This is a genomic window from Herbaspirillum sp. WTB6, from assembly GCF_057457785.1.
The window spans coordinates 2,551,807-2,576,945 of sequence record NZ_CP176522.1 but is presented as its reverse complement, the minus strand read 5'-3'; the positions used below and the strand labels follow the sequence as shown (position 1 = coordinate 2,576,945).

The following is a 25,139-nucleotide window of genomic DNA, read 5'->3' as shown; positions in this document are numbered from 1 at the left end:
TCTGGCGCAGCATGAAAGCGATGATCTTTGGCGCCGGACGCGGCGAACGGCTGCGGCCGCTGACCGACACCTGCCCCAAGCCGCTGTTGACGGTGCGCGGGCGGCCGCTGATCGTCTGGCACATCGGCAACCTGGTGCGCGCCGGCATCACCGAAATCGTCATCAACCACGCCCATCTGGGGCAGATGATCGAAGACGCGCTGGGCGACGGCGCGCAATTCGGCGCCCGCATCGCCTATTCGGCCGAAGGCACGGCGCTGGAAACCGCGGGCGGCGTCGCCCGCGCGCGCCATCTGCTGGGCGAGGCGCCGTTCGTGGCGCTGGCGGCCGACATCTACTGTCCGCATTTCGACTTCGAGCAGGTCAAGGACGTGCTGCAGGATGCCGATCCGTGGGGCAATCCGTATCCGCTCGATCAGCGCGACGTCGCCTGGTTGTACCTGGTGAAAAACCCGCCGCATCACCCGCAGGGCGACTTCGCGCTGCACAGCTTTTCGGTGGCAAATGAAGGCGAGCAGCGCTACACCTTTTCCGGCATCGGCGTCTACCGGCCGCAACTGTTCGACGCCGTCGCGCCCGGCGAATCCGCCAAGCTGGCGCCGCTGCTGCGCGAATACGCGGCGCGCGGCCAGGTCGGCGGCGAAGTCTGGCGCGGCGACTGGACCGACGTCGGCACCGCCGAACGGCTGGCGCAACTGAACGCACCCTTATCAAGGAACTTCCGATGAAATCGTATGCAAGCCGGCGCGCGGCGCTGATCGCGCAAATGCAGGCCAAGGGCGGCGGCGTCGCCATCATCCCGACCGCGCCGGAAGTGATGCGCAACCGCGACGCCGATTATCCGTATCGGCACGACAGCTACTTCTACTACCTGTCCGGCTTCACCGAACCGGAAGCGGTGCTGGTGATGGTGGCAACCGGCAGCGCCGGCCGCAGCATCCTGTTCTGCCGCGACAAGAACCCGGAGCGCGAAATCTGGGATGGCTACCGGCACGGGCCGGAGGCGGCGCGCGAGCAGTTCGGCTTCGATGCCGCCTTCGCAGTCGAGGCGCTGAATGTGGAAATGCCGAAACTGCTGGCCAATGCGCCGGCGCTGTTTTACGCGCTCGGCAGCGACGCCCGCCTCGACACCCAGGTGCAAGCCTGGCTGCATCAGGTGCGGCTGCAGGGGCGCGCCGGCGTCACGGCGCCAGCGGCGCTGCATGACGTGCACCTGCTGCTGGACGAGATGCGGCTGTTCAAGGACGCCGGCGAGATCGCGCTGATGCAGCGCGCCGGCGCGATTTCCGCCGCCGCCCATTGTCGCGCGATGCGGGTTGCGCGCCCCGGCCTGCGCGAGTACCAACTGGAAGCGGAATTGCTGCACGAATTCCGCCACAGCGGCGCGCAAGCCCCGGCCTACGGCTCGATCGTCGCCACCGGCGCCAATGCCTGCGTGCTGCACTACCGCGCCGGCGACGCCGAACTGAAGGACGGCGACCTGGTGCTGATCGACGCTGCCTGCGAGCTCGACAGCTACGCTGCCGACATCACGCGTACCTTCCCCGCCAACGGCCGCTTTTCCACACCGCAAAGAACGCTGTATGAAATCGTGCTGGCGGCGCAGGCTGCGGCGATCACCCATACCCGCCCCGGCTACAGCTTCCTGGCCGGCCACGACGCTGCGCTGCGGGTGCTTGCACAAGGCATGCTGGATACCGGCTTGCTGGACGCGAACAAAGTCGGCACGCTGGACGATGTGATCGAGAAAGGCGCCTACCGCCAGTTCTACATGCACCGCACCGGCCACTGGCTGGGGATGGACGTGCACGACGTCGGCGACTATCGCGAACCTGGCAAACCCGGCGGCAGCGGCGAGGATCGCCCGTGGCGCGCGCTGCAGCCCGGCATGGTGCTGACGGTGGAACCCGGCATCTATGTGCGGCCGGCCGAAGGAGTGCCCGAACAATACTGGAACATCGGCATCCGGATCGAGGACGACGCGCTGGTCACGCCTGACGGCTGCCAGATCCTGACCGCCGGTGTGCCCAGCGGCGCCGCCGAAATCGAAGCGCTGATGCAGCGCTGAGCGCCAAACGCAACAGCCAATGAGCACCGACTTCGACATCGCCATCTGCGGCGCCGGCCCGGTCGGCCTGTGCCTGGCGGCCTTGCTGGCGCGGCATGGCATGGCTCCGGCGCGTATCGGCCTGATCGACGCCCGTACGCTGGAGCAGGCCGTGCACGACCCGCGCTCGATCGCGCTGTCCTACGGCAGCCGGCAGATCCTGGAGGCGGTCGGCGCCTGGCCGCTGGCGGCTGGCGAAATCCATCAAATCCACGTGTCGCGCCGCGGCCATTTCGGCCGCACGTTGATCGACCGCGCCGACTACGCCTTGCCGGCGCTCGGCTACGTCAGCCGCTACGGCACGCTGGTGGCGGCGCTGGCGGCGGCGGTTGAACGCGCCGGCGTGACGCCGATCCGGCCGGCCCGCATCGCCGGCGTCGACGAACGGGATGACGCGGTGCAGCTCGAACTGGAGGGCCGCAACGGCATCCGCGCGCCGATCCTGGTGCAAGCCGAGGGCGGCGTGTTTTCCGACCAGGGCGCGCGCAGCCAGCACCGCGATTACCGGCAAATTGCGATCGTGGCTGAAATCAGCGTCAGCGCGCCGTTACCGCAGCGTGCCTTCGAGCGCTTCACCGCGGAAGGCCCGCTGGCCTTGTTGCCGCAGCGTGGCGCGCCTGGGCCGGAGAACAGTTACGCACTGGTCTGGTGCATGCGGCCGGAAAACGCCGAACGCCTGCTGCAACTGCCGGAAGACGCCTTCCTGCAGGAGTTGGGAGCGGCATTCGGCACGCGCCTCGGGCGCTTCGTCAGCAGCAGCGCGCGCAACGCCTTTCCGCTCGGCCTGAACGCGCAACCGGCGGCCAGCGCACGCACGGTGGCAATCGGCAATGCCGCGCAAACGCTGCACCCGGTTGCCGGCCAGGGCTTGAACCTGGGTTTGCGCGACGCCACGGTGCTGGCGCGCCTGCTGGCGCCGCCGGCCAAGCCAGGCGTGCTGCAGGAATTTCTGCAAGCGCGCCAGGCCGACCGCAGTCTGACGATCCGCATCACTGACACCATGGCGCGCATCTTTGCCAGCGCGCCGGACGGCGCGCTGTCGCAAACCTTGCTGGGCTTGGGGCTGGGTGCGATTGACATCCTCGATCCGGCGCGGCGTCTGCTGGCCGAACAGATGATGTTCGGCCACCGCTAGCCAACAGCGCTAGTGGAAGAAGGCATCCACCTCGTCCAGATATGCCTGTTTGGCGGCAGTATCCAGAAAGGCGGCGGTAAAGCTGTTGCGCGCCAGTAGCTGGGCATGCAGCCGCTGCAGCGGCAGCGCTTCAAATGCGGCGATGAAGTTGTCGTTGATATAGCCGCCGAAATACGCCGGGTCGTCGGAATTGACGGTCGCACACAGGCCGGCATCCAGCAGTTGCAGCAGATTGTGGTCGGCCATGCGGTCGAACACGCGCAGCTTGACGTTCGACAGTGGGCAGACGGTCAGCGGAACCTGTTCGCGCGCCAGCCGTCGCGTCAGCTCCGCATCATCCAGGCAGCGCACGCCATGGTCGATCCGCTCCACGTGCAAGACATCGAGCGCGGCCTGGATGTAGGCCGGCGGCCCTTCTTCGCCAGCATGCGCAACCAGGCGCAAGCCCAGTTCGCGGCAGCGCGCAAACACTTGCGCGAATTTTTCCGGCGGATTTCCGCGTTCCGACGAATCGAGGCCGACACCGATAATCTTGTCGCGGTGCGGCATGGCCTGCTGTAGCGTTGCGAAGGCATCTTCCTCCGACAGATGGCGCAGGAAACACATGATCAGGCCGCCGCTCATGTCCCATTGCGCGCGCGCGTCGCCCAGGGCGCGATGAATGCCGCCGATCACGGCCGCGAACGGCACGCCGCGCGCGGTATGGGTTTGCGGATCAAAGAACATTTCGACATGGCGCACCTTGTCCCGACGGGCGCGCTGCAGATAGGCCCAGGCCATGTCGTAGAAATCCTGCTCGGTCAGCAAGACGCTGGCGCCGGCGTAGTAGATATCGAGGAAGGACTGCAGGTCTTTGAACGCATAGGCCGCGCGCAGCCCCTCGACCGAGGAATAGGCAAGCTGCACACGGTTGCGTTCGGCCAAGGCAAAGATCAGCTCCGGTTCCAGCGAGCCCTCGATGTGGATATGCAGTTCGGCCTTCGGCATCTGCTGCAGCAGGCGGCGTAGTTCGTCGTTCATCATTCGCATCCATTAGGTTTGATACAGCACCTGCCAATTATCGGATCAATCCGTCAGATCAATCGCTGCCGAGATAGATGAATTTGAACAGAAACAGGCCGGCAATGACCCAGATGATCCACGGCACCTGGCGTGCGCGGCCGGTCAGCAGCTTCAGCACCGCGTAGCTGATGAAACCGAAGGCCAGGCCGTTCGCAATCGAATAGGTGAACGGCATCATCAGCAGCGTGACAATCGCCGGCACGCTTTCGGTGGCGTCTTCCCAATCGATGTTTACCAGTTCGCGCAGCATCAGGCAGGCCACGTACAGCAAGGCCGGCGCGGTCGCGTACGCCGGCACCACGCCGGCCAGCGGCGCGATGAACAGGCAGGCCAGAAACAGCAGCGCCACCATCAGCGCGGTCAGGCCGGTGCGCCCGCCCGCCTGCACCCCGGCCGCGCTTTCGATATACGCGGTGGCGCTCGAGGTGCCGAGCAGCGAGCCGGCCACAATCGCCGTGCTGTCGGCCATCAGCGCCTTGTTCAGCCGATCCATCTTGCCTTCCTTCAACAGGCCGGCACGGTTCGCCACCCCCATCAGCGTGCCGGTGGCATCGAACAATTCAACCAGGAAAAATACCAGCACCACGTTCAAGAGGCCGGTCGAAAGCGCGCCCATGATGTCGAGCTTGAATAGGGTCGGATCAATCGAGGGCGGGGCCGAGACGATTCCGGCAAACTGGTTGCCGCCGAACACGAAACTCAGGGCGGTCATCAGCAGGATGCCGATCAGGATCGCGCCGCGCACCCTTAGGTGGTCGAGCGCGACGATGATGAAAAAGCCGATGCCGGCCAGCACCGGCGGCGCCTGGTGCAAGTCGCCCAGCGTGATGAAGGTGGCGGGATTGGCGGCCACGATGCCGGCATTCTTGAGCGCGATCAGGCCGAGGAACAGGCCGATGCCGGCCGTGATCGCGTTGCGGATCGAACGCGGAATGCCGTTGACGATCACTTCGCGCAGGCGCACCGCGGTCACCAACACGAACAGGCAGCCGGAGATGAACACCGCGCCGAGCGCCACCTGCCACGTATAGCCCATGCCCAGCACCACGACGTAGGAAAAGTACGCATTCAGACCCATGCCGGGCGCCAGCGCGATCGGGTAATTCGCGTATAGCCCCATCACCAGCGTGCCGATCGCGGCGATCAGGCAGGTGGCGACGAATACCGAATCCTTCGGCATGCCGGCATCGCCCAGGATCGACGGGTTGACGAAGACGATGTAGGCCATCGTCAGGAAGGTCGTCAGGCCGGCCAGCAACTCGGTGCGGACATCGGTCTGATGTTCGCTCAGCTTGAAAAATCTCTCCAGAAATTGCATTTTTCCGCGCCCTTCATCCGTTGTTTTGCACTCGGACGTGATGACCGAATTTCTGCGAAAAATTCAATGCCTTGTGAATTTCAGCAAGCAAGCTATCACATACCTAGATGGAAGTGTAATTTCCGATTTCCCTCCTCCGCTAGTGGACTGTGCCGTTCCTTTTGACTTGAAGCCCTGCTTATTTAAAAGCTCGCGACAAGGCGTCCACAATGATCCAGCACTCCCCCGAAGGGGAGAAACCTGATCAATACCGCTTACTTGACCATGGGCAAGCGCAAGCCATGCTGGTTGGCACAGGCAGCAACGCCGGCCATGCTGGAACGGTTCGCGGCACAGCAGAACGCCGACCGCGACCTGACCACCCGTCTGACCGACGTGGTGCGCCCGGCAAAAAAGCTTCTCGCCGAGCAAATGACGTTCGGCCGCCGCTGATCCGTTCCGCCGCGCACAAAAAAACCGCGTGGGTCGCACGCGGTTTTTTTTCGGCAGGCGGGAAATCAGGACTTGGCCAGCGCTCCCAGCACTTCGTCCAGCATCTTCTTGGCGTCGCCGAACAACATGCGGTTGTTGTCCTTGTAGAACAGCGGATTGTCCACCCCCGCATAACCCGAGGCCATGCTGCGCTTCATGACGATCGAGGTCTTCGCCTTCCACACTTCCAGCACCGGCATGCCGGCGATCGGACTGGTAGGATCTTCCGCCGCCGACGGATTGACGATGTCGTTGGCGCCGATCACCATCGCCACATCGGTGTCCGGGAAATCCTCGTTGATCTCGTCCATCTCCATGACGATATCGTAGGGCACCCTGGCTTCGGCCAGCAGCACGTTCATGTGGCCGGGCATGCGGCCCGCCACCGGGTGGATGCCGAAGCGCACGTTGACGCCCTTCTCGCGCAGGTTCTGCGTGATCTCGTTGACGATGTGCTGTGCCTGCGCCACTGCCATGCCATAGCCGGGCACGATGATGACGCTCTTCGCCTCGCGCAGCAGCTCGGCGGTGTCCTGGGCGCTGATGGCCACCACTTCACCCTGCGGCTGCTCGGCCTCGCCCTTGGCCTTCGGCTTGGCCGCGCCGCCGCCGAATCCGCCGGCGATGACGCTGATGAAGTTGCGGTTCATCGCGCGGCACATGATGTAGGACAGGATGGCGCCGGAAGAACCCACCAGCGCACCGGTCACGATCAAGAGATCGTTCGACAGCATGAAGCCGGTGGCCGCCGCCGCCCAGCCGGAATAGCTGTTCAGCATCGACACCACCACCGGCATGTCGGCGCCACCGATCGCCATCACCATGTGGATGCCGAACAGCAGCGCGATGACCGTCATGACGACCAGAGCCACCATGCCGGCTTCGATCGACCCAGCGCGCACGAATTGCACGCCGTAATAGATGACGACCAGCAGGCCGGTCAGGTTGAGCCAATGGCGCGCCGGCAGCAGCAGCGGCTTGCCGCCGATGCGGGCCGACAGCTTGCCGAAGGCGATCAGCGAACCGGAGAAGGTCACAGCACCAATCAGGATGCCGACATAGATTTCGATATCGTGGATGGTCTTTTCGGCGCCGCTGTAATGCGACGACGCCGCGGGATCGATGTAGCTGGCAAAGCCGACCAGCGCTGCGGCCAGGCCGACCAGGCTATGCATCAATGCGACCAGTTCCGGCATCTGCGTCATCTTGACGACGCGCGCCGCGTACAGGCCGATGGCGCCGCCGACCACCATGGCACCGACGATCCAGGGGATGCCGGCGGCCGCCACGCGCGAACCAAACACGGTGGCCAGCACGGCGATCGTCATGCCGATGATGCCGTACAGGTTGCCGCGCCGCGAAGTTTCCGGGTTGGACAAGCCACCCAGGCTGAGAATGAACAGGATTGCCGCGCCCAGATAGGCGACGATGGTAAGGCTGTCAGACATTTTTATATCGCCTTTCTTCTTATTTGCGGAACATCGCCAGCATGCGGCGGGTCACGGCGAAGCCGCCGAACATATTGATTGCGGTCAGCACGATGCCGATCACCGCCAGCCAGCGGATCCAGTCATCCGGCCGCCCCACACCTGCCTGCAGCGGCGGCGCGATCTGCACCAGGGCGCCGATGGCAATGATGCTCGAAATCGCATTGGTCACGCTCATCAAGGGCGTGTGCAAGGCGGGCGTGACGTTCCACACCACCATGTAGCCGACGAAGCAGGCCAGCACGAAGACCGTGAAGTGGCCGATGAAGGCCGCCGGTGCAAAAGCGCCGATCAGCCAGAACAGCGCGGCGGCGATGCCGAACACGATCGCAAGCGAGCTACCAGACATCGGCGCGCTGGGCGCGCCGTGGCCATGAGCTTTCGGCGCCGGCGCAGTAGCCGGCTTGCCGGCTGCCGGCGCTGCAGCCGGCAGCTTGAGCGCCGGTGGCGGCCAGGTGACTTCGCCATTCTTGATGACGGTTAGCCCGCGAATGGCATCGTCTTCCATGTTGACGTTGATATTGCCATCCTTGGTCTTGCACAGTTCTTCGGTCAGGCGCAACAGATTGCTGGCGTACAGCGTGCTCGATTGCTTGGCCAGACGGCTCGCCAAATCGGTGTAACCGATGATGGTCACGCCATGCTTGACCACGGCCTTGCCCGGCTCGGTCAATTCGCAATTGCCGCCCTGCTCGCCTGCCATGTCGACGATCACGCTGCCCGGCTTCATCGATTGCACCATCTCGGCAGTGATCAGTTTCGGCGCCGGCTTGCCGGGGATCAGGGCGGTGGTGATGATGATGTCCACTTCCCTGGCCTGCTTGGCGTACATTTCGCGCTGGGCTTGCTGGAAGCCTTCCGACATCACTTTGGCATAGCCGCCGCCGCCGGAACCTTCCTCTTCGTAATCAACTTTCACGAACTCGCCGCCCAGCGACTTGACCTGGTCCGCCACTTCCGGCCGGGTGTCGTTGGCGCGCACGATCGCGCCCAGGTTGGCGGCGGTGCCGATGGCAGCCAGGCCGGCCACGCCGGCGCCGGCGATGAAGACCTTGGCCGGCGGGACCTTGCCGGCGGCAGTGATCTGGCCATTGAAGAAACGGCCGAAGGCATTGGCGGCCTCGATGACGGCGCGATAGCCGCTGATACCGGCCATGGAAGTCAGCGCGTCCATCTTCTGAGCGCGGGAGAGCTGGCGCGGCAGCGAGTCGATGGCCAGCACGGTCACCTTCTTCGCGGCGAGCTGCTGCATCAGTTCCGGATTCTGTGCCGGCCAGATGAAGGAAATCAGCGTCGTGCCCTCGCGCATGAAGCCTATTTCTTCCGCATCCGGCGCGCGCACCTTGAACACGATATCCGCGCCGGCCCACAATTTCGCGGCGCCATCGACGATACTCGCGCCCGCGGCGCGATAGGCATCGTCACCGAAATTCGCCGCGTCTCCCGCACCGGATTCGACTGCGACGGCAAAGCCCAGCTTGATGAGCTTTTCCACCACGTCCGGCACGGTTGCCACTCTCTTTTCTCCGGGATAGATTTCCCGGGGAATGCCAATCACTAAAGCCATAGGTGTTCCCCCTTCGGTTGATTTCATTTTTTCCGCATATCCGGCATGGGCATGAGGCTTGTCCGTAAAGGCAGCAATCCCGCTGTGCCCTGATGGACGCAGCGGGATCGGATTTCCGGGTTCGATATGCGTCGCGGTCTTGTACAAGGCCGTGGATCCCTTATTTCTTCAGACCCGTCATCCTGTTCTTGTCATCGACGAAAACGATCTTTGGCTGATAGCTTTCCACCTCTTCCTCACTCATCGGTGCGTAAGTGCAGATGATCAGCAGATCGCCCAAGTGCGCCAGGCGTGCCGCCGCGCCGTTGAGCGAAATCTCGCCGCTGCCGCGCTTGCCCTTGATTGCATAGGTCGAGAAGCGCTCGCCATTGTTCACATTGTATAGTTCGATTTTTTCGAAAGGCCGGATATCGGCCGCTTCCAGCAAATCTTCGTCGATCCCGCAGGAACCTTCGTAATTCAAGTCGCATTGAGTAACGGACGCGCGATGGATCTTTGCGCGCAGCATGATGCGTTGCATGTACTTCCCCCCAAAAACAGTGCCTGCGGAATCTTACAGCAAACTTACTCCGTCACAAGCCGGAATCGAACCCCAAAAGCCCAAAAAAACGGCAACGCATCGTCTTCCCGAACCCAAAATTTCAGAAAATCCAGCAAAATCAGCAGTGATTCCTTTAAATTTCCCCATAGTTCGCTGGCGCTTGGCATTGATCAATCGCAGCGGCCGATTCGCTGGAACAATCACGGGATGCCGTTGGCGTTGCAGCACGAGGCCACTTGCCGCCCCAATGTGGCTGCCACGGTAAAATGGCGCTCTCTCAAGAAACCCCGCCGACACATCGCCCGCCTAGGCGCCGTGATGGATCGCACAGCGCGACAGCCATGAGCTCTCAAGTTTGGACACCTTCGGTCACGGTCGCCGCCATCATCGAACACGATGGCCGCTTCCTGCTGGTCGAGGAAGAAACCAGCGACGGCATACGCTTCAATCAGCCCGCCGGCCATCTCGATCCCCAGGAATCGCTCGAACAGGCGGTGACGCGCGAAACCATGGAAGAAGCCGCGCACGACTTCACGCCGACCGCGCTGGTGGGCATGTACCTATCGCGCTACCTGTCTTCGCGCACCGGCCAGGAAGTGACTTATTTGCGCTTCGCCTTCGCCGGCGAGCTGGGCGCCGCCTATGACCGGCCGCTCGATGATGGCATCCTGCGCACCGTATGGATGACGCGCGAGGAATTGCTGGCTTGCGAAGAGAGGCATCGCAGCGCGCTGGTCTTGCGCTGCGTGGACGACTACCTGGCCGGCAAGCGGGCGCCGCTGTCCTTGCTGTACACCCATCCAGATGTCATCGGCCCGCTGCCCGCGGCAAGCGCTGTTCCCAATCTCCTTGCGATGTTCAAATGAGTTCCAGAAAAAAGGTGGTCATCGGCATGTCGGGCGGTGTCGATTCCTCGGTGTCGGCCTGGCTGTTGAAGCAGCAGGGCTACGAGGTGGTCGGCCTATTCATGAAGAACTGGGAAGACGACGACGACGACGAATATTGCTCGACGCGCCAGGACTGGATCGACGCGGTCAGCGTGGCCGACGTGCTCGGCATTGATATCGAGGCGGTCAACTTCGCCGCCGAATACAAGGACCGGGTATTCGCGGAATTCCTGCGCGAATACCAGGCCGGCCGCACGCCCAATCCGGACGTGCTGTGCAACGCCGAAATCAAGTTCAAGGCCTTTCTCGACCATGCGATGCAGCTTGGCGCCGACCACATCGCCACCGGCCACTATGCGCGTGTGCGCGAGGTCGACGGCGCTTTCCAGCTGTTGAAGGCGGTCGACGCCAGCAAGGACCAAAGCTATTTCCTGCACCGGCTGAATCAGGCCCAACTATCGAAAACCCTGTTCCCGCTCGGGGAAATTCACAAGACCGAAGTGCGCCAGATCGCCGAGCAGCTGAACCTGCCGAATGCGCGCAAGAAGGATTCAACCGGCATCTGCTTCATCGGCGAGCGGCCGTTTCGTGAATTCCTGAATCGCTATCTGTCGTATCAGGCCGGCCCGATGAAGACCGCGGACGGCGAAACGGTGGGCCAGCACGTAGGCCTATCCTTCTATACGCTGGGCCAGCGCAAGGGCATCGGCATCGGCGGCCTGAAGTCGCACCGCGACGCGTCCGGCGACAGCGCGCCCTGGTATGTCGCCATGAAAGACATGGCCGACAACACGCTGTATGTGGTGCAAGGGCATGACCATCCGTGGCTGTTGTCCTCCGCCTTGAGTGCGCGCCAGGCGAGCTGGATCGCCGGCACTCCGCCGGCGCCGGGGCGATTCGCGGCCAAGACCCGCTATCGGCAGGCCGATGTCGGCTGCCGCTTTGCCGCCAGCGATGGTGCATCGTTCCGGCTGGCGTTCGACGACCCGCAATGGGCAGTGACGCCCGGCCAGTCTGCGGTGCTGTATGACGGCGCAATCTGCCTCGGCGGCGGCGTGATCGAGGCCGCCGAAGCAGCCTCTCCGGCCTAGCATTTGCGGCGCAAGCAACGATAGTTATCGAGAAGTCATCGGCCACGGGGGCATGCACAGCGTTTCGCGGCGCAATAAAACACCTTGCCAAGCGCACGTAAATCGGGAATAATCTAAATACGAATTGTTCTCATTTACAAAAAAGGCATGTCCCCATGCAGCAGGTAAAGCCACCCGAACCAGTGCTTGCCGCCGCCGCGAAAGCGGCCGCAAGGCCGGCGGCGGTACGCATCACGAGCCGCGAGTTGTTCGGCCAGGGACGGGAAATCGAGATTGATCATGAGGGACGAATTTACCGTTTGCGCCTGACCCAGCTCAACAAGCTGATCCTGACGGCCTGAGCCCGGACATGCATGGCCGCATCTCCACGACAAGCATCGCTCGGCACAAGCAGTGCCGATCTGGCTGGAAGCAGCCGCAAGGATTATCATGATCGTCTGCATTTGCAATAACGTATCGGATCGGGATATCCGCCAGGCGGTTGACGCCGGCATGAGCACCATGCGCGAATTGCGCGACAATCTCGGAGTTGCCACCTGTTGCGGCAAATGCAATGCTTGCGCCCGGCAGGTACTGCGCGAATCCCTCGCGCAAAGCCGGCAACAGACGCCTAGCGCCGGTTTTCAGCCCGACTGGATGCCGGCCTGATCTACGAGATGAACGCCACCCTTTCGCTACCGATGCACGTATCGCGCCCCAGGTCGTGGCCATATGCCAGGCGGCTGATACCGCTGACGCTGATCCTGCTGCTGCACGCCGGCTTCTTCTACGCGCTGCAAATCGGTTTGTTGCAGCCGCCGCCGCAGACCGCTCAGAGTGAGGTGCTGGTACGGCTGATCGCGGCCGTCCCGGCGCCGCAGCCGGCCCCGGCGCCGGCGCCCAAACCAGCTCCCAAAACATTGCCGGTCATCAAAAAACCGGTCCCTCGGCCGGCAGTAAAGCCCACCCCGGCCCCGGCCGTGATTCCGGCGCCGGCGCCGGCGGAACAGGCGATCACGCTGCCAGCCGCCGAGCCGCAGCCGGTGGCGGCGGAACCATCGGCCAGCACAGCGCGCGAAGCAGCCCCGGCCGCACCGGCGCCGGCGCTGCCCAAAACCATTTCTTCCGGAGTCGAATATCTGCAAGCACCGCAGCCCGAATATCCACTGCTGGCGCGCCGCAGAGGCGAGGAAGGCAAGGTCGTGCTGCGCGCGCTGATCAACCTCAAGGGGCGCCCGGAACAGGTCGAGATCCAGACTTCGTCCGGCTCGCCCCGACTGGATGAAGCGGCGCGCCAGGCGGTATTGCGCGCCGTCTTCAAGCCGCACCTGGAAGACGGCAAACCGGTCATGGTGTACGCCATCGTGCCGATCAAATTCCAGCTGGATCGCTAGCGCGAAGCGGCTGATTACATTCAAGACAGGGAGTGACGATGGAACTGAATCCGTATGGATTGCAAAGCATGTGGCTGCAGGGTGACTTGGTCACGCGCGCGGTGGCGGTATTGCTGGTGGCGATGTCGCTGGCGTCGTGGTATGTGATGCTGACCAAGGCGCTGCAGGTATGGCTGTTGCGGCGACCGTCATGGGCCGCCGGCCACCAGTTCTGGGACACCACCAGCCTGGACGACGGCATGGCCACCCTCGGCCGCGACAACCCGTTCGCCTCGCTGGCCCAGGCCGGCGTCAACGCCATGCGCCATCACGCCGCACACAAGGGCCACCTGCACGACCAGCTCTCATGCAGCGACTGGATCACGCTGTCGCTGCGGCAGGCGATCGATGAAACCGCGGCGCGGCTGCAGTCCGGCATGGCGGTACTGGCCTCGGTCGGTTCCACCGCGCCGTTCGTCGGCCTGTTCGGCACGGTGTGGGGCATCTATCACGCGCTGGTGTCGATCGGCACCTCCGGCCAGGCCAGTATCGACAAGGTCGCCGGCCCGGTCGGCGAGGCGTTGATCATGACCGCGCTCGGGCTGGCGGTGGCGATTCCGGCCACCTTTGGCTACAACGCGCTGGTGCGCGGCAACAAGTCTACCCTGGCCAAGCTCAACAAGTTCGGCTTCGATCTGCATGCGCTGTTCGTCACCGGCGCCCGCGCCGACGGCGCCGATGATGACGGCAAGCCGGCTGCCAACGGCGCCCGACTGATCGCGGTCGGGGGCGCATGATGGCGATGGGCACGCTGTCCGATGCGGACGACGATTTCAACCCGGAGATCAACACCACGCCGCTGGTCGACGTCATGCTGGTGCTGCTGATCATCTTCATCATCACGATTCCGGTGATGAACAACCAGATTCCGATCGACTTGCCGCGCACCGCCAGCCAGCCGGAGCAGATCAAGCCGGACAACATCAACCTGGCGATCGACGCCGTCGGCACCGTGTATTGGAACGACACCGCCGTCACCCCGGCCGAGCTCGACTTGCGGATTGCCGCTGCCGCGCAAAAAACCCCGCAACCGGAGCTGCACTTGCGCGCCGAACGCACCACCCAGTATGAAAAGGTGGCGCAAGTGATGGCGGCGGCGCAAGCCGGCGGTCTGACGAAAATCGGTTTCGTCACCGAACCACCAGCCAGATAGCCGGCAAAACCGGCCTCCCCGCCCGCGCCGTCGGCGCGGCGGCCGTCAATTCAGCCACCTCCCGAGAGGCGGCATCGTTCCTGATGCTGGCGCTGCACTAGTCGCGGAGCGCCTCCTCTGCTGCTGTTCTACTACCTGGCACCAGCCGAAGGAAGGCGATAACAAGATGAGTATATTGCCAGAGCATAGGGTATAAGGGCGAAATCCCACTTGACGGTATGGAGTATATAAGGAGCACGCACTCTCCATCGGTTGCAGGCATGAGCCTGGCAGCACCACGGCTTGGCAGCCACGCCATCTTGCCGAGCAAAAATTTTTGCTTGCAATTCTAAATGAGAATTATTATCATCAGTGCCTGCGACTGCCGTCGGCCGCAAGCAATCCCCCCGCACATCTCCAGCCAGCAATTCCATCGTTTCCTTCGGATAGCCAGCCACCCTGATGGCTTTTTGTTCGAAATAGGAGACTTTGAAGATGCCCTACCCGCCGTCCCGCCGACCATCGGCCGCCACGCCCGATTCGATTCCATTTCCCGCCGTTCCCACCAGCAGCGCGATGCGCCACCCGCCCCTGCTGCCGCTTGGCGTGATGGTGGCGGCAATTGCATTCGGCGGCAACGCCTGGGCGCAGACGGCGCCGTCTGCACCGGCCGCCAAGATGGCGGACGGCGAGACCTTGCCGACCATCGACGTCAAGGGCCAGCGGGACGAACCGGGCTACCAGGCGCAAAAAACCACGATCGGCAAAGGCAAGCAGGAATTACGCGATATCCCGCAATCGGTAACGGTGGTCACCCACCAGTTGATCCACGACCAGAACGCCGATACGCTGAAAGAAGCGCTGCGTAACGTCTCCAACCTCTCGTTCAACGCCGGCGAAGGCGGCCGCATCGGCGACAACATCAACCTGCGCGGCTTTTCCGCCTACGGCGACATCTACCTGGACGGCATGCGCGACGTCGCCCAATACAACCGCGACACCTTCAACATCGAGCAGATCGACGTGCTGCGCGGCTCGGCCTCGATGCTGTTCGGGCGCGGCTCGACCGGCGGCGTCATCAACCAGAGCAGCAAGATGCCGTTCCTGGGCGAACGGAGCGAGCTCGACCTGACCTACGGCAGCAGCGACTACAAGCGCGCCACGGCTGATCTGAACCGGGTGGTCGGCCAGAACGCCGCGTTCCGTCTCAACGTCATGAAAACCAACGCCGGCAGCTTCCGCGACGGCGCCTCCACCAACCGCTTTGGCATCGCGCCATCGTTTACCTGGGGCATCGATTCGGAAGACGAATTCAATCTTTCCTACTACCACCTGAATTACCAGGACACGCCGGACCTCGGCATGCCGTGGTACCAGCAGCGGCCAGTCCACGATTCCAGCCTGAAGGTGCCGGTAACACGCTTCTATGGCCTCAACAGCGATTACCAGAACGACAGCGCCGACATCTTCACCGCGAGCTGGCTGCACCGTTTCGATAATGACAGCTCGCTCAAGACCGTGTTGCGCGCAGGCGACTTCAAGCGTGATCTGTGGGCGACGCAACCGATTTTGGGCAATCCGGTGCCGCTGCTGGCCAGCAGCCCGATCAGGAGAAATTTCCAGGCGCGCGGCGCCAACGAGAAAAACACGACGCTGCAATCGGATTTCACGACCAGGCTGGAAACCGGCGCCATCAGGCACGAACTGCTGGCCGGGATGGAACTGATCCATGAAAAGGTCGAGCGCTACAACTACCTGAAACCGGCCGCGGCGCAGATTCCAACCACTACGCTCAACAACCCGGATCCGAACCAGACGCTGCCGCCCGGCTTTCCGGCGTCCACCATCGTCGACAGCAGTCGCGTCAACTTCGGCGCCAACACCGTCAGCCTGTATGCGCAAGACATGATCGCGCTGACGCCGCGCTGGAAACTGCTGGCCGGCGCCCGCTTCGACAGCATGGACGCCGACTACCATACCGCCACCTATGACACCGCCCGCAAGGACAACGTCTGGAGCTATCGCACCGGGATTCTCTACCAGCCGACCGATACCCAGTCCTACTATGCGTCATACGGCACTTCCTTCAACCCCTCGGCCGATACCTATTCGCTCGACCCGCGAGGCAGCAACACGCCACCGGAAAAGAGCCGCAACATTGAAGTCGGCGCCAAATGGGATCTGCTGGACGGCAACCTGACGCTACGCACCGCGCTCTTCCGCACCGAAAAGACCAATGAGCGCAACACCGATCTCGATGCCAGCCCGGATCAATATCTGCTGTCCGGTAAACGCCACACCGACGGCATCGAATTCGAAATAGCCGGCCGCCTGACGCCGGACTGGGAAGTCTTCGCCGGCTACTCGCCGATGAAGGCCAATGTCGACGTCTCGAATGCCGGCAACCAGGGCTTATGGCCGGACAACACGCCGAAATACACTGCCAACCTGTGGACCACCTACCGGCTGGCCGGCGGCTGGCGCGTCGGCGGCGGCTTCAACAGCATCGGCCAGCGCATCATGTATCGCGGCGGAAATACCTTTACCGCCCCTGGCTACACCCGCTGGGATGCGCTGGTGGAGTACGCGCACGGCAAATACACGATCAAGCTGAATCTGTTCAACCTGTTCAACAAGGAGTACGCGGATGGCCTGTATCCGGGCATGTACATGCCCGGCACCGACCGTGCCGCGCAAGTCAGCTTGAATTACAAGTTCTGAGCGACAAACTCCAACCAAAGACTGGAAAAGCAAAATGCTGTTGCGCGTACCGGAAGTACTGTCGGCAGAAGCGGTGCAACGCTGCCGCCAACTGATCGAAACGGCCGACTGGGGCGATGGCAAGATTACCGCCGGCACCCAGTCCGAGCAGGTGAAGAACAACCGCCAGTTGCCCGAGGATTCGGAAGCATCGCGGGTGGCGCGCGCGATCGTGCTGGAGGCCTTGAGCAAGAGCGCGCTGTTCATCACCGGAGCGCTGCCCAAGAAAACCTTCCCGCCGCTGTTCAACCGTTACGAGGGTGCCAGCAACGCCTTCGGCAACCATATCGACAATGCGGTACGCACCTCCAAGGCCACCGGCCTGTGGGTGCGCACCGACCTGTCCTGCACCCTGTTCCTGTCGCAGCCGGACGAGTACGACGGCGGCGAATTGGTGATCGAGGACACCTTCGGCACGCAATCGGTCAAGCTGGCCGCAGGCGACCTGATCCTGTATCCGTCCTCCAGCGTGCACCGGGTCGAGCCGGTCACGCGCGGCTGCCGGCTGGCCTCCTTTTTCTGGATCGAAAGCATGGTGCGCGACGACAGCCGGCGTCGGCTGCTGTTCGACCTCGACATGGCGATCCTGGCATTGCGCGGCGCCGCCGGCAGCGACGGCGATAGCGAGCCGGTGGTCAAGCTGACCGGCTGCTATCACAACCTGCTGCGCATGTGGGCCGACACCTGACGACCGGCGCCGCGCGCTGAAAAAGCGTGCGGCCTACGCTATCATGTCCTCGCCCCTTCCCCCTGGGCCGCCGGCAGCGCGCCGGCTCCGACCCGGGCGCGAAGTCGTCCTTCCACCCACCAACGAGGCCACCATGCAAGGCGACGCCAATATCATCAAGCTGTTGAATGCCCAGTTGACCAACGAACTGTCCGCGATCAACCAGTATTTCCTGCATGCCCGCATGTACAAGCACTGGGGCCTGGAAAAAATCGCGAACAAGGAATACGAAGAATCGATCGGCGAAATGAAGCACGCCGACAAGCTGATCAACCGCATCCTGATGCTGGGCGGCTTGCCCAACCTGCAGGCGCTGCACAAGCTGATGATCGGCGAATCGACGCCCGAGATGCTGGAATGCGACCACAAGCTGGAGTTGCTGTCGCAAAAGACGGTGAAGGACGGCATCGCCGCCTGCGAGTTGGCCGGCGACTACGTCTCGCGCGAAATCTTCCAGGCCATCCTGGACGATACCGAGGAACACATCGACTGGCTGGAAACCCAGATCGACCTGATCGCCAAGCTCGGCCTGCAGAATTATCTGCAAAGCCAGATGGAATAATCTGGCCGCATCCACAACCAGGCGGTTTCAAACACGAAGTGCAACACCGATCAACGGAAGGAGGGCGAGATGCGCTAGCATTCGAACCCTTTGACCAGCCAGTCGAAAGTTGCCGAATATGCGCTATACGCACCTCACCCGAGACGAACGATACCAAATTCACGAACTGCAGGCAGACGATCATTCAGTCAGCGAGATTGCGCGCCGGCTGGGGCGGCATCGCTCGACGATCAGTCGCGAACTGCGGCGCAACCGGGGCGTGCATCAATGGCGGCCTGGCCAGGCACACGATAAAGCCTTGGCACGGCAACAGAACAGTCGTAATGCGAGCCGGGTTGCCGACGCCGCCTGGTTGGCGGTTCAGGCCTATATCCGCCTGGACCTGTCGCCCGAACAAGCGATCCACCGCCTGACGCTGGAACGGGGCAGCCCGATCGGCATCAGTCATGAGAGCGTCTATCAACGGATCTACGCCGATCGGCGTGGCGGCGGCGATTTGATCCGGCACTTGCGCAGCCAGAAACCCCGGCGCCAGCGCCACGGCAGCGGCCGGCGGCGTCGGGGAATCCTGCCGGGCCGGATCGGCATCGAGCATCGTCCCCTGATGGTCGAGCAACGCCTGCGGCTGGGCGATTGGGAAGGCGACACCGTGATTGGCAAAGGCCAGCAAGGGGTGCTGGTGACGCTGGTGGAACGGCGGTCGCGCTTCACCCTGGCCGCCCCAGCCAACAGCAAGCAGGCCGAGGGCGTGGGTGCGGTGGTGGTCGATTTGCTCAGCCCGCATCGGCGGGTGTGCCACACCATCACCTTCGACAACGGATCGGAATTCGCCGACCACGCCTTGATCAGTGCCCGCCTGCGGGCCGATGTCTACTTTGCCCGCCCCTATCATTCCTGGGAGCGCGGCCTGAATGAAAACACCAATGGCTTGCTCCGGCAGTATTTCCCGAAGAACACCAATCTGAAAACCGTCAGCCAGCAAGCGCTCCAGGCCGCCGTCGACAAACTCAACCACCGCCCCCGCAAATGCCTTGGTTACAGAACCCCGCATGAGGTCTTTTACAACCTTGCTACACTTCCTCTGGATTTAGCCTATGTTGCACTTCGTGTTTGAAACCGCCCCAACGATTAGCGGAGTATGCCGGCAAATCAGCCGATTTCAGGGCGAAATTAACGGTTTAGCCGTGGAGTATATGAAAATGGGCGCATCCGGCCAACCGCCGCATACGCCCATTTCGGTGTGCCGCGCCGGCTCAGCGCGGAACGGTATCCTGGAACGAGGGCCGCTCGGTGAGCTTGTCGTACAACTTGGCCAGGTTCGGATATTCGCCGCGCCAGTCAATTTCCGGGAAGCGGAAGGCCAGCCAGCCGAGCGCGCAGCCGACCGCGATATCGGCCAGCGTGAAATGATTGCCGGCACAGAATGGCGTCTCGCCCAGGCCGGCGGACATCGCCTTCAGGCCGGCCCGCACCTTGCCCATCTGGCGTTCGATCCAGGCCGGGCTTTGCTGCTCCGGCGGGCGCCAGGTTTTTTCCAGCCGCACCAAGACGGCCGCGTCCAGCACGCCGTCAGCCAGCGCTTCCCAGCACTTGACCGCGGCCCGCTCGCGGCTGCTGTTGGCCGGCAGCAGCTTGCCGACCGGAGTCAGCGTATCCAGGTATTCGGCGATCACGGCGGAATCGAACATCGCGCCGCCGTCCTCCATCACCAGGCACGGCACTTTCCCCAGCGGGTTCGACTGCTGCAGCGTGCTGTCGGCGGACCAGACGTCCTCCAGCACGAATTCGCAATCGAGCTTCTTCTCCGCCAGCACGACACGCACTTTGCGAACATAAGGACTGGCAAGGGAACCAATTAATTTCATAGACGCTCATGGTAAAAAGGGCGGCGCCGATTATAGCATCGGCTCCGGCCCGACTTGCCCCGTGGCACAGCCTCGGCGGCGCGGAGGACGGCGGCCAGACGCTGGCGCCGATGGTAAAATTGCCGCTCGCCGCAGCCCGCGGCTCCCCACCCGCGCTGGCGCCGCGCGCCGCCGCCTCACCCTCACCGCTACCGCTTTATGACGTCACTTACACCGCTCTCCGCCCTCTCCCCGCTCGACGGCCGCTACGCCGGCAAAACCGATCCGCTGCGCCCGCTGTTGTCCGAAGCCGGTTTCATGCACCACCGGGTCAAGGTCGAAATCGCCTGGCTGCAGGCGCTGTCGGAAGCCGGCTTTGCTGAGATCCAGCCATTTTCCGCCGCCGCCAATGCCCGCCTGCAGCAATTATCGGACGGTTTCACCGAAGCCGATGCGAGCCAGATCAAACAGATCGAAGCCGTCACCAACCACGACGTCAAGGCGGTCGAATACTGGCTCAAGGAGCGTTTCAAGGACACTCCCGAACTGCTGCGCGCGGCCGAGTTCATCCACTTCGCCTGCACCTCGGAAGACATCAACAACACCTCGCACGGCATGATGCTGAAGGCGGCGCGCGACGACGTGCTGCTGCCGGCGCTGCGCCGCGTGGTGGCGGCACTGAGCGCGCTGGCGCAGGAACACGCGGCGCTGCCGATGCTGGCGCGCACCCATGGCCAGCCGGCCAGCCCGACTACGCTCGGCAAGGAAATCGCCAACGTCGTAGCGCGCCTGCAACGGGCCTTGAAGCGCATCGAGGCGGTCGAAATCTTGGGCAAGATGAACGGCGCAGTCGGCAACTACAACGCCCACCTGGCGGCTTACCCGGAGTTCGACTGGCAGGCGTTTGCCCAAAACGTGGTGGAACAGCGCCTGGGACTCACGTTCAATCCATACACGATCCAGATCGAGCCGCACGACTACATGGCCGAGCTGTTCGATGCCGTCGCCGGCGCCAACACCATCCTGCTCGACCTGAACCGTGACATCTGGGGTTATATTTCAGTCGGCTATTTCAAGCAGCGCACCAAAGCGGGCGAAATCGGCTCCTCGACCATGCCGCACAAGGTCAACCCGATCGACTTCGAGAATTCCGAAGGCAACCTGGGCCTGGCCAACGCTATCCTGAAGCACATGGCGGAAAAGCTGCCGATCTCGCGCTGGCAGCGCGACCTGACCGATTCCACCGTGCTGCGCAACCTCGGCGTCGGTTTCGGCTATGCGCTATTGGCCTACGACAGCTGCCTGCGCGGCCTGAACAAGCTGGAGGTCAATCCGCAACGGCTGGCGGCCGACCTCGACGCCAACTGGGAAGTGCTGGCCGAGCCGGTGCAAACCGTGATGCGTCGCTACGGCATTGAAAATCCGTATGAACAGTTGAAGGAACTGACGCGCGGCAAGGGCATTTCGCAGCAGGCGCTGCAAGACTTCATCCGCACGCTGGCGATCCCAGACGACGCCAAACAGCGCTTGCTCGCTCTAACGCCGGCCAGCTACACCGGCGACGCCGTCCGGCTCGCCCGCGCAATCTAGCCCGCTTCCGCGCCGCCCGGCATTCCACGGCCCCGCGCCGCCGGAATGCCGTTCCCCTTTCGCGGTAAGCGCCCACTTGCACCGCCGAAACAAAAGACTGCTATCATATTAGTCCTAGTTAAGACTAATTTCCAAAAGTGAATTTCATGCCCCGCTTTACGAAAACCGCGATCCTGCTGCACTGGCTGGTCGCGGTATTGATCGTCTCGACCTTCGCGCTCGGCACGGTCATGGTGGACATCCCAGGCCTGACGCCGACCAAGCTGAAATACTTTTCCTGGCACAAATGGCTCGGCGTCACCGTGTTGGCCCTGGTCGCGCTGCGCCTGCTGTGGCGCTTGATCCATGCGGCACCGGCCTATCCGGCCGTGATGCCGGTCTGGCAAAAGCGTGCCGCCCATGGCCTGCACGGCCTGCTCTACGCGCTGATGTTCGCGATCCCCGTCTCCGGCTATTGCTACAGCCTGGCGGCCGGTGTGCCGGTGGTCTATCTCGGCGTTCTGCCCTTGCCGGTACTGATCGCTCCCGATCCGGAATGGAAGGCCGCCCTGAAACAGGTCCATTACGCGTTGAACATGGCCCTGCTCGTTACATTCGCGCTGCATGTGGCGGCGGCGCTCAAGCACCAATTCATCGACAAGGACGACGTGCTCAAGCGCATGCTGCCCTGATTCCGCCGTTTTCATATGAAAGGATTTTCATCCATGTCCAGAACCTCCCTGATGCGCCTGGCCGCGGCCGGCGCCGCCACATTGGCGCTGTTGCTGGCCTTGCCCGCGCTCGCTTCCGCGCTCAAGACCGCCCCGGAAAAGAGCAGCGTGAGCGCGGTCTTCAAGCAATTGAGCGTGCCGGTCGAAGCGAAATTCAAGAAGTTCGATGCCCGGATCAGCTACGACGGCACCAGGCCGGAAGCCTCGAAGGCCAGCGTGGAAATCGACATCCCCAGCTTCGACCTCGGCGATCCCGAGTACAGCAAGGAAGTGCTGAAGAAGGAATGGTTCAATGCCGCCGAATTCCCGAAGGCCAGCTTCGTTTCCAGCGCGATCAAGCCGGCCGGGGCTGGCAAGCTGGCGGTTGCCGGCAAGCTCACCATCAAGGGCAAGACCACCGATGTCAGCTTTCCGCTGACGGTGAAAAAGGAAGGCCCAAACCAGGTTTTCGAAGGGTCGCTGCCGATCAAGCGGCTCGTCTTCAATATCGGCGAAGGGGAATGGAAGGATACCAGCATGGTCGCCGATGAAGTCGTCATCAGGTTCCGCATCGTCGCGGCGCAATAACCGTTCAACCCACTCACTCAACAAGGAATCGCACATGCAAATCAAGCATCTGGTCGCCGCCCTGCTGGCGGCCGCTTCGGCCTCGGCCTTCGCCAACACCTATAACATCGACCCCAGTCATACCTACCCGAGCTTCGAAGCCGACCATATGGGCATCTCCTCCTGGCGCGGCAAGTTCACCAAAACCAGCGGCACCGTCATGCTCGACCGCGCCGCCAAGACCGGCGCGCTGGACATCACGATCGACGCCAATTCCCTGGATTTCGGCCACGCCAAGATGAACGAGCATGCCAAGACCAAGGATATGTTCCATGTCGAGAAATTCCCGACCATCACCTACAAGGGCAAGTCGATCAGGTTCGACGGCGACCAGCCGGTCGCGGTCGAAGGCGAACTGACCTTGCTCGGCGTGACCAAGCCGGTGACGCTGGCGATCACCAAGTTCAAATGCATCCCGCATCCGATGCTGAAGCGCGAAGTCTGCGGCGCCGACGCCAGCGCGCAATTCAACCGCACCGACTTCGGCCTGAGCTACGGGGTGCCGATGGGCTTCTCACCGGAAGTCAAGCTGGCCATCCAGGTCGAAGCCGTCAAGGCGGATTAAGCGCGCGCCCGGCGGCGCCGGCTCTTTCTTTACACCGGAACGGAACTCGAAATCATGGGGGAACGATACCTGCGCAGCATCCGCCTGATGGTGGAGTGCTATCACGCTTTCGAGCGCATGTCGGGCGCGCACATCCGCACGCTCAACCTGACGCCGCCGCAGTTCGACATCATCGCGACCCTCGGCAACACACCGGGCATGTCGTTCAAGGAACTGGGAGAAAAGACGCTCATCACCAAGGGCACCCTGACCGGCGTGATCGACCGGCTGGAGGCCAAGGGGCTGGTCGAGCGGACGGCCAGCCAGGAGGACCGGCGCAGTACCATCGTGGGGCTGACAGTGGCCGGCGAACACGAATTCCAGCGCATCTTCGCGCCGCACGTCCAGTTTTGCAAGTCGCCCTTCGCGCACTACTGCAAGGAAGACTTCGCCGCGCTGGAGAAGGAACTGGGCAAACTGAAGGCCAGCCTGGAGAGGTGCCCGGCCAGCATGGCGGAATAAAAACGGCAGCGCCATCCATCAAAAAGCCAGCATCGAAGCTGGCTTTTTTCATGGATCTGACACCGTATCAAACTACCGCGCCGTCAGTCTCGTCTTTTTCCTTGACCGGCTTGATCAGGTCTTCGCGCTTGACGCCCAGCCACATGGCGATGGTGGAGGCCACGAACACCGACGAATAGATGCCGAACATGATGCCGATGGTCAGCGCCATCGCAAAATAGTGCAGTGCCGGGCCGCCGAAAAAGAACATCGACAGCACCATCACCTGGGTCGAGCCGTGGGTGATCACGGTACGCGAAATGGTGCCCGTGATGCCGTGGTTCAATACCTCGGGTGTCGTCATCCGGTTGCAGCGGCGGTCGCGGAAAGTCTCGCGCACGCGGTCGAACACCACCACCGATTCGTTGACCGAATAGCCGAGCACCGCCAGCACCGCAGCCAGCACCGTCAGTGAAAACTCCCATTGGAAGAAGGCGAAAAAGCCCATGATGATGATCACGTCGTGCAGGTTGGCGATGATCGCGGCGACCGAATACTTCCATTCGAAACGGAACGCCAGATAGATCATGATGCCGATCACCACGAAGGCCAGCGCCATCAGGCCGTCGTGGGTCAGTTCATCCCCGACCTGCGGCCCGACGAACTCGACCCGTTGCAGCTTGACGTCGGGGTTTTGCCGCGTCAAGGCCGCCAGCACATTCTCGCTTTGCTGGGCCGAACCAATGTCCTTGCGGGTTGGTAGCCGAATCATCACGTCGCGCGCAGTGCCGAAGCTCTGCACCTGGTTATCGGTATAGCCCAGGCTCTCGACCGTCTTGCGAATGCTGTCCAGGTCGGCCGGCTGCGAATAGGTGACTTCCATCACCGTACCACCGGTGAATTCGATCGACAGGTGCAGCCCGCGATGGAACAGGAAAAACACCGCCAGCACAAAGGTCACGGCCGAGATGACGTTGAAAACCAACGCATGGCGCATGAACGGTATGTCTTTTTTGATGCGGAAAAACTCCATCACATCCCTTTCTGTCCAGGCTTCGAGCAGCCCGGGAATATCAGCCAACAGG

General features: G+C 62.8%; 27 protein-coding genes. 20 read left to right on the top strand and 7 right to left on the bottom strand.

Features of this window, described 5'->3' with window-relative positions:
- Positions 1-11 precede the first annotated feature (11 nt).
- Genes murU through ACK2VC_RS12045 form a run of 3 tightly spaced genes read left to right on the top strand, consistent with a single transcriptional unit; the run spans position 12 to position 3,242 of the window.
- Positions 12-728: an N-acetylmuramate alpha-1-phosphate uridylyltransferase MurU gene (murU, locus tag ACK2VC_RS12055; RefSeq protein WP_486730592.1), complete on the top strand. Its 717-nt coding sequence runs from the start codon at positions 12-14 to the stop codon at positions 726-728.
- Entirely contained in the window at positions 725-2,068 is a 1,344-nt protein-coding gene (gene pepP / locus ACK2VC_RS12050) for a Xaa-Pro aminopeptidase (protein ID WP_486730591.1), read from the top strand. The genes murU and pepP overlap by 4 nt, the downstream gene beginning before the upstream one ends.
- Positions 2,069-2,087: 19 nt before the next feature.
- The gene (locus tag ACK2VC_RS12045; protein ID WP_486730590.1) at positions 2,088-3,242 is read left to right on the top strand and encodes a UbiH/UbiF/VisC/COQ6 family ubiquinone biosynthesis hydroxylase; all 1,155 of its coding nucleotides are present in this window, start codon (positions 2,088-2,090) and stop codon (positions 3,240-3,242) included.
- A gap of 9 nt (positions 3,243-3,251) precedes the next feature.
- Here the strand turns inward: ACK2VC_RS12045 and ACK2VC_RS12040 are convergent, their stop codons facing one another.
- Together ACK2VC_RS12040 and ACK2VC_RS12035 are read right to left on the bottom strand one after the other, a co-directional pair.
- The gene (locus tag ACK2VC_RS12040) at positions 3,252-4,265 is read right to left on the bottom strand and encodes an adenosine deaminase (RefSeq protein ID WP_486730589.1); all 1,014 of its coding nucleotides are present in this window, start codon (positions 4,263-4,265) and stop codon (positions 3,252-3,254) included.
- 55 nt (positions 4,266-4,320) lie between these two features.
- On the bottom strand, positions 4,321-5,622 hold the full coding sequence (locus ACK2VC_RS12035) for an NCS2 family permease (protein ID WP_486730588.1): 1,302 nt from the start codon (positions 5,620-5,622) through the stop codon (positions 4,321-4,323).
- A 264-nt stretch (positions 5,623-5,886) separates the two neighbouring features.
- Here ACK2VC_RS12035 and ACK2VC_RS12030 point away from each other — a divergent pair, with 264 nt between their 5' ends.
- Entirely contained in the window at positions 5,887-6,054 is a 168-nt protein-coding gene (locus ACK2VC_RS12030; RefSeq protein ID WP_486730587.1) for a hypothetical protein, read from the top strand.
- A gap of 65 nt (positions 6,055-6,119) precedes the next feature.
- On the opposite strand, the gene pntB is transcribed toward ACK2VC_RS12030, so the two are convergent.
- From pntB to panD, 3 genes are all read right to left on the bottom strand, one after another.
- Complete coding sequence (pntB, locus tag ACK2VC_RS12025) at positions 6,120-7,541, bottom strand: Re/Si-specific NAD(P)(+) transhydrogenase subunit beta (protein ID WP_486730586.1); 1,422 nt, start codon at positions 7,539-7,541, stop codon at positions 6,120-6,122.
- Between the two features lie 19 nt (positions 7,542-7,560).
- Positions 7,561-9,147, bottom strand: coding sequence for a Re/Si-specific NAD(P)(+) transhydrogenase subunit alpha (locus ACK2VC_RS12020; RefSeq protein WP_486730585.1), 1,587 nt, complete (start codon positions 9,145-9,147; stop codon positions 7,561-7,563).
- Between the two features lie 160 nt (positions 9,148-9,307).
- A complete protein-coding gene (gene panD, locus ACK2VC_RS12015; protein WP_486730584.1) occupies positions 9,308-9,667 on the bottom strand; it encodes an aspartate 1-decarboxylase in 360 nt (119 codons plus the stop codon).
- Between the two features lie 362 nt (positions 9,668-10,029).
- On the opposite strand from panD, the gene ACK2VC_RS12010 reads away from it, so the two are divergent.
- The 11 genes from ACK2VC_RS12010 to ACK2VC_RS11960 all read left to right on the top strand — a co-directional run bounded on the left by ACK2VC_RS12010 (position 10,030) and on the right by ACK2VC_RS11960 (position 19,373).
- The gene (locus ACK2VC_RS12010; RefSeq protein WP_486730583.1) at positions 10,030-10,554 is read left to right on the top strand and encodes an NUDIX hydrolase; all 525 of its coding nucleotides are present in this window, start codon (positions 10,030-10,032) and stop codon (positions 10,552-10,554) included.
- A complete protein-coding gene (gene mnmA / locus ACK2VC_RS12005; RefSeq protein ID WP_486730582.1) occupies positions 10,551-11,666 on the top strand; it encodes a tRNA 2-thiouridine(34) synthase MnmA in 1,116 nt (371 codons plus the stop codon). Before ACK2VC_RS12010 ends, mnmA begins: the two co-directional genes overlap by 4 nt.
- Positions 11,667-11,821: 155 nt before the next feature.
- Positions 11,822-12,007 (top strand): hemin uptake protein HemP, encoded by a 186-nt coding sequence (gene hemP / locus ACK2VC_RS12000; protein WP_486730581.1) that lies wholly within the window; start codon positions 11,822-11,824, stop codon positions 12,005-12,007.
- An 88-nt stretch (positions 12,008-12,095) separates the two neighbouring features.
- A complete protein-coding gene (locus ACK2VC_RS11995) occupies positions 12,096-12,314 on the top strand; it encodes a (2Fe-2S)-binding protein (RefSeq protein WP_486730580.1) in 219 nt (72 codons plus the stop codon).
- 8 nt (positions 12,315-12,322) lie between these two features.
- On the top strand, positions 12,323-13,039 hold the full coding sequence (locus ACK2VC_RS11990; RefSeq protein ID WP_486730579.1) for an energy transducer TonB: 717 nt from the start codon (positions 12,323-12,325) through the stop codon (positions 13,037-13,039).
- Positions 13,040-13,077: 38 nt separating this feature from the next.
- Positions 13,078-13,815: a MotA/TolQ/ExbB proton channel family protein gene (locus tag ACK2VC_RS11985; protein ID WP_486730578.1), complete on the top strand. Its 738-nt coding sequence runs from the start codon at positions 13,078-13,080 to the stop codon at positions 13,813-13,815.
- Positions 13,815-14,231, top strand: a complete 417-nt coding sequence (locus tag ACK2VC_RS11980; protein ID WP_486733231.1) for an ExbD/TolR family protein — start codon at positions 13,815-13,817, stop codon at positions 14,229-14,231. The genes ACK2VC_RS11985 and ACK2VC_RS11980 overlap by 1 nt, the downstream gene beginning before the upstream one ends.
- Positions 14,232-14,705: 474 nt before the next feature.
- Positions 14,706-16,931, top strand: coding sequence for a TonB-dependent receptor (locus ACK2VC_RS11975; protein ID WP_486730577.1), 2,226 nt, complete (start codon positions 14,706-14,708; stop codon positions 16,929-16,931).
- Positions 16,932-16,965: 34 nt separating this feature from the next.
- A complete protein-coding gene (locus ACK2VC_RS11970; protein ID WP_486730576.1) occupies positions 16,966-17,658 on the top strand; it encodes a Fe2+-dependent dioxygenase in 693 nt (230 codons plus the stop codon).
- 133 nt (positions 17,659-17,791) lie between these two features.
- Complete coding sequence (bfr, locus tag ACK2VC_RS11965) at positions 17,792-18,259, top strand: bacterioferritin (RefSeq protein ID WP_486730575.1); 468 nt, start codon at positions 17,792-17,794, stop codon at positions 18,257-18,259.
- A gap of 118 nt (positions 18,260-18,377) precedes the next feature.
- Entirely contained in the window at positions 18,378-19,373 is a 996-nt protein-coding gene (locus ACK2VC_RS11960; RefSeq protein WP_486730009.1) for an IS30 family transposase, read from the top strand.
- Between the two features lie 139 nt (positions 19,374-19,512).
- Here the strand turns inward: ACK2VC_RS11960 and ACK2VC_RS11955 are convergent, their stop codons facing one another.
- Positions 19,513-20,124 carry a glutathione S-transferase C-terminal domain-containing protein gene (locus ACK2VC_RS11955; RefSeq protein ID WP_486730574.1) on the bottom strand — a complete coding sequence of 204 codons (612 nt, stop codon included), beginning with the start codon at positions 20,122-20,124 and terminating at the stop codon, positions 19,513-19,515.
- 198 nt (positions 20,125-20,322) lie between these two features.
- Between ACK2VC_RS11955 and purB the strand changes: the two genes are divergently transcribed.
- The 5 genes from purB to ACK2VC_RS11930 all read left to right on the top strand — a co-directional run bounded on the left by purB (position 20,323) and on the right by ACK2VC_RS11930 (position 24,075).
- Positions 20,323-21,693 carry an adenylosuccinate lyase gene (gene purB / locus ACK2VC_RS11950; protein ID WP_486730573.1) on the top strand — a complete coding sequence of 457 codons (1,371 nt, stop codon included), beginning with the start codon at positions 20,323-20,325 and terminating at the stop codon, positions 21,691-21,693.
- Positions 21,694-21,839: 146 nt separating this feature from the next.
- Positions 21,840-22,364 carry a cytochrome b gene (locus ACK2VC_RS11945; RefSeq protein WP_486730572.1) on the top strand — a complete coding sequence of 175 codons (525 nt, stop codon included), beginning with the start codon at positions 21,840-21,842 and terminating at the stop codon, positions 22,362-22,364.
- A gap of 33 nt (positions 22,365-22,397) precedes the next feature.
- Entirely contained in the window at positions 22,398-22,970 is a 573-nt protein-coding gene (locus tag ACK2VC_RS11940) for a YceI family protein (RefSeq protein WP_486730571.1), read from the top strand.
- A 34-nt stretch (positions 22,971-23,004) separates the two neighbouring features.
- Positions 23,005-23,574, top strand: a complete 570-nt coding sequence (locus ACK2VC_RS11935; RefSeq protein ID WP_486730570.1) for a YceI family protein — start codon at positions 23,005-23,007, stop codon at positions 23,572-23,574.
- 54 nt (positions 23,575-23,628) lie between these two features.
- Positions 23,629-24,075 (top strand): MarR family winged helix-turn-helix transcriptional regulator, encoded by a 447-nt coding sequence (locus ACK2VC_RS11930; RefSeq protein WP_486730569.1) that lies wholly within the window; start codon positions 23,629-23,631, stop codon positions 24,073-24,075.
- Between the two features lie 67 nt (positions 24,076-24,142).
- Here ACK2VC_RS11930 and secF read toward each other — a convergent pair whose 3' ends face one another.
- Entirely contained in the window at positions 24,143-25,087 is a 945-nt protein-coding gene (gene secF, locus ACK2VC_RS11925) for a protein translocase subunit SecF (RefSeq protein ID WP_486733230.1), read from the bottom strand.
- Between the last annotated feature and the right edge of the window lie 52 nt (positions 25,088-25,139).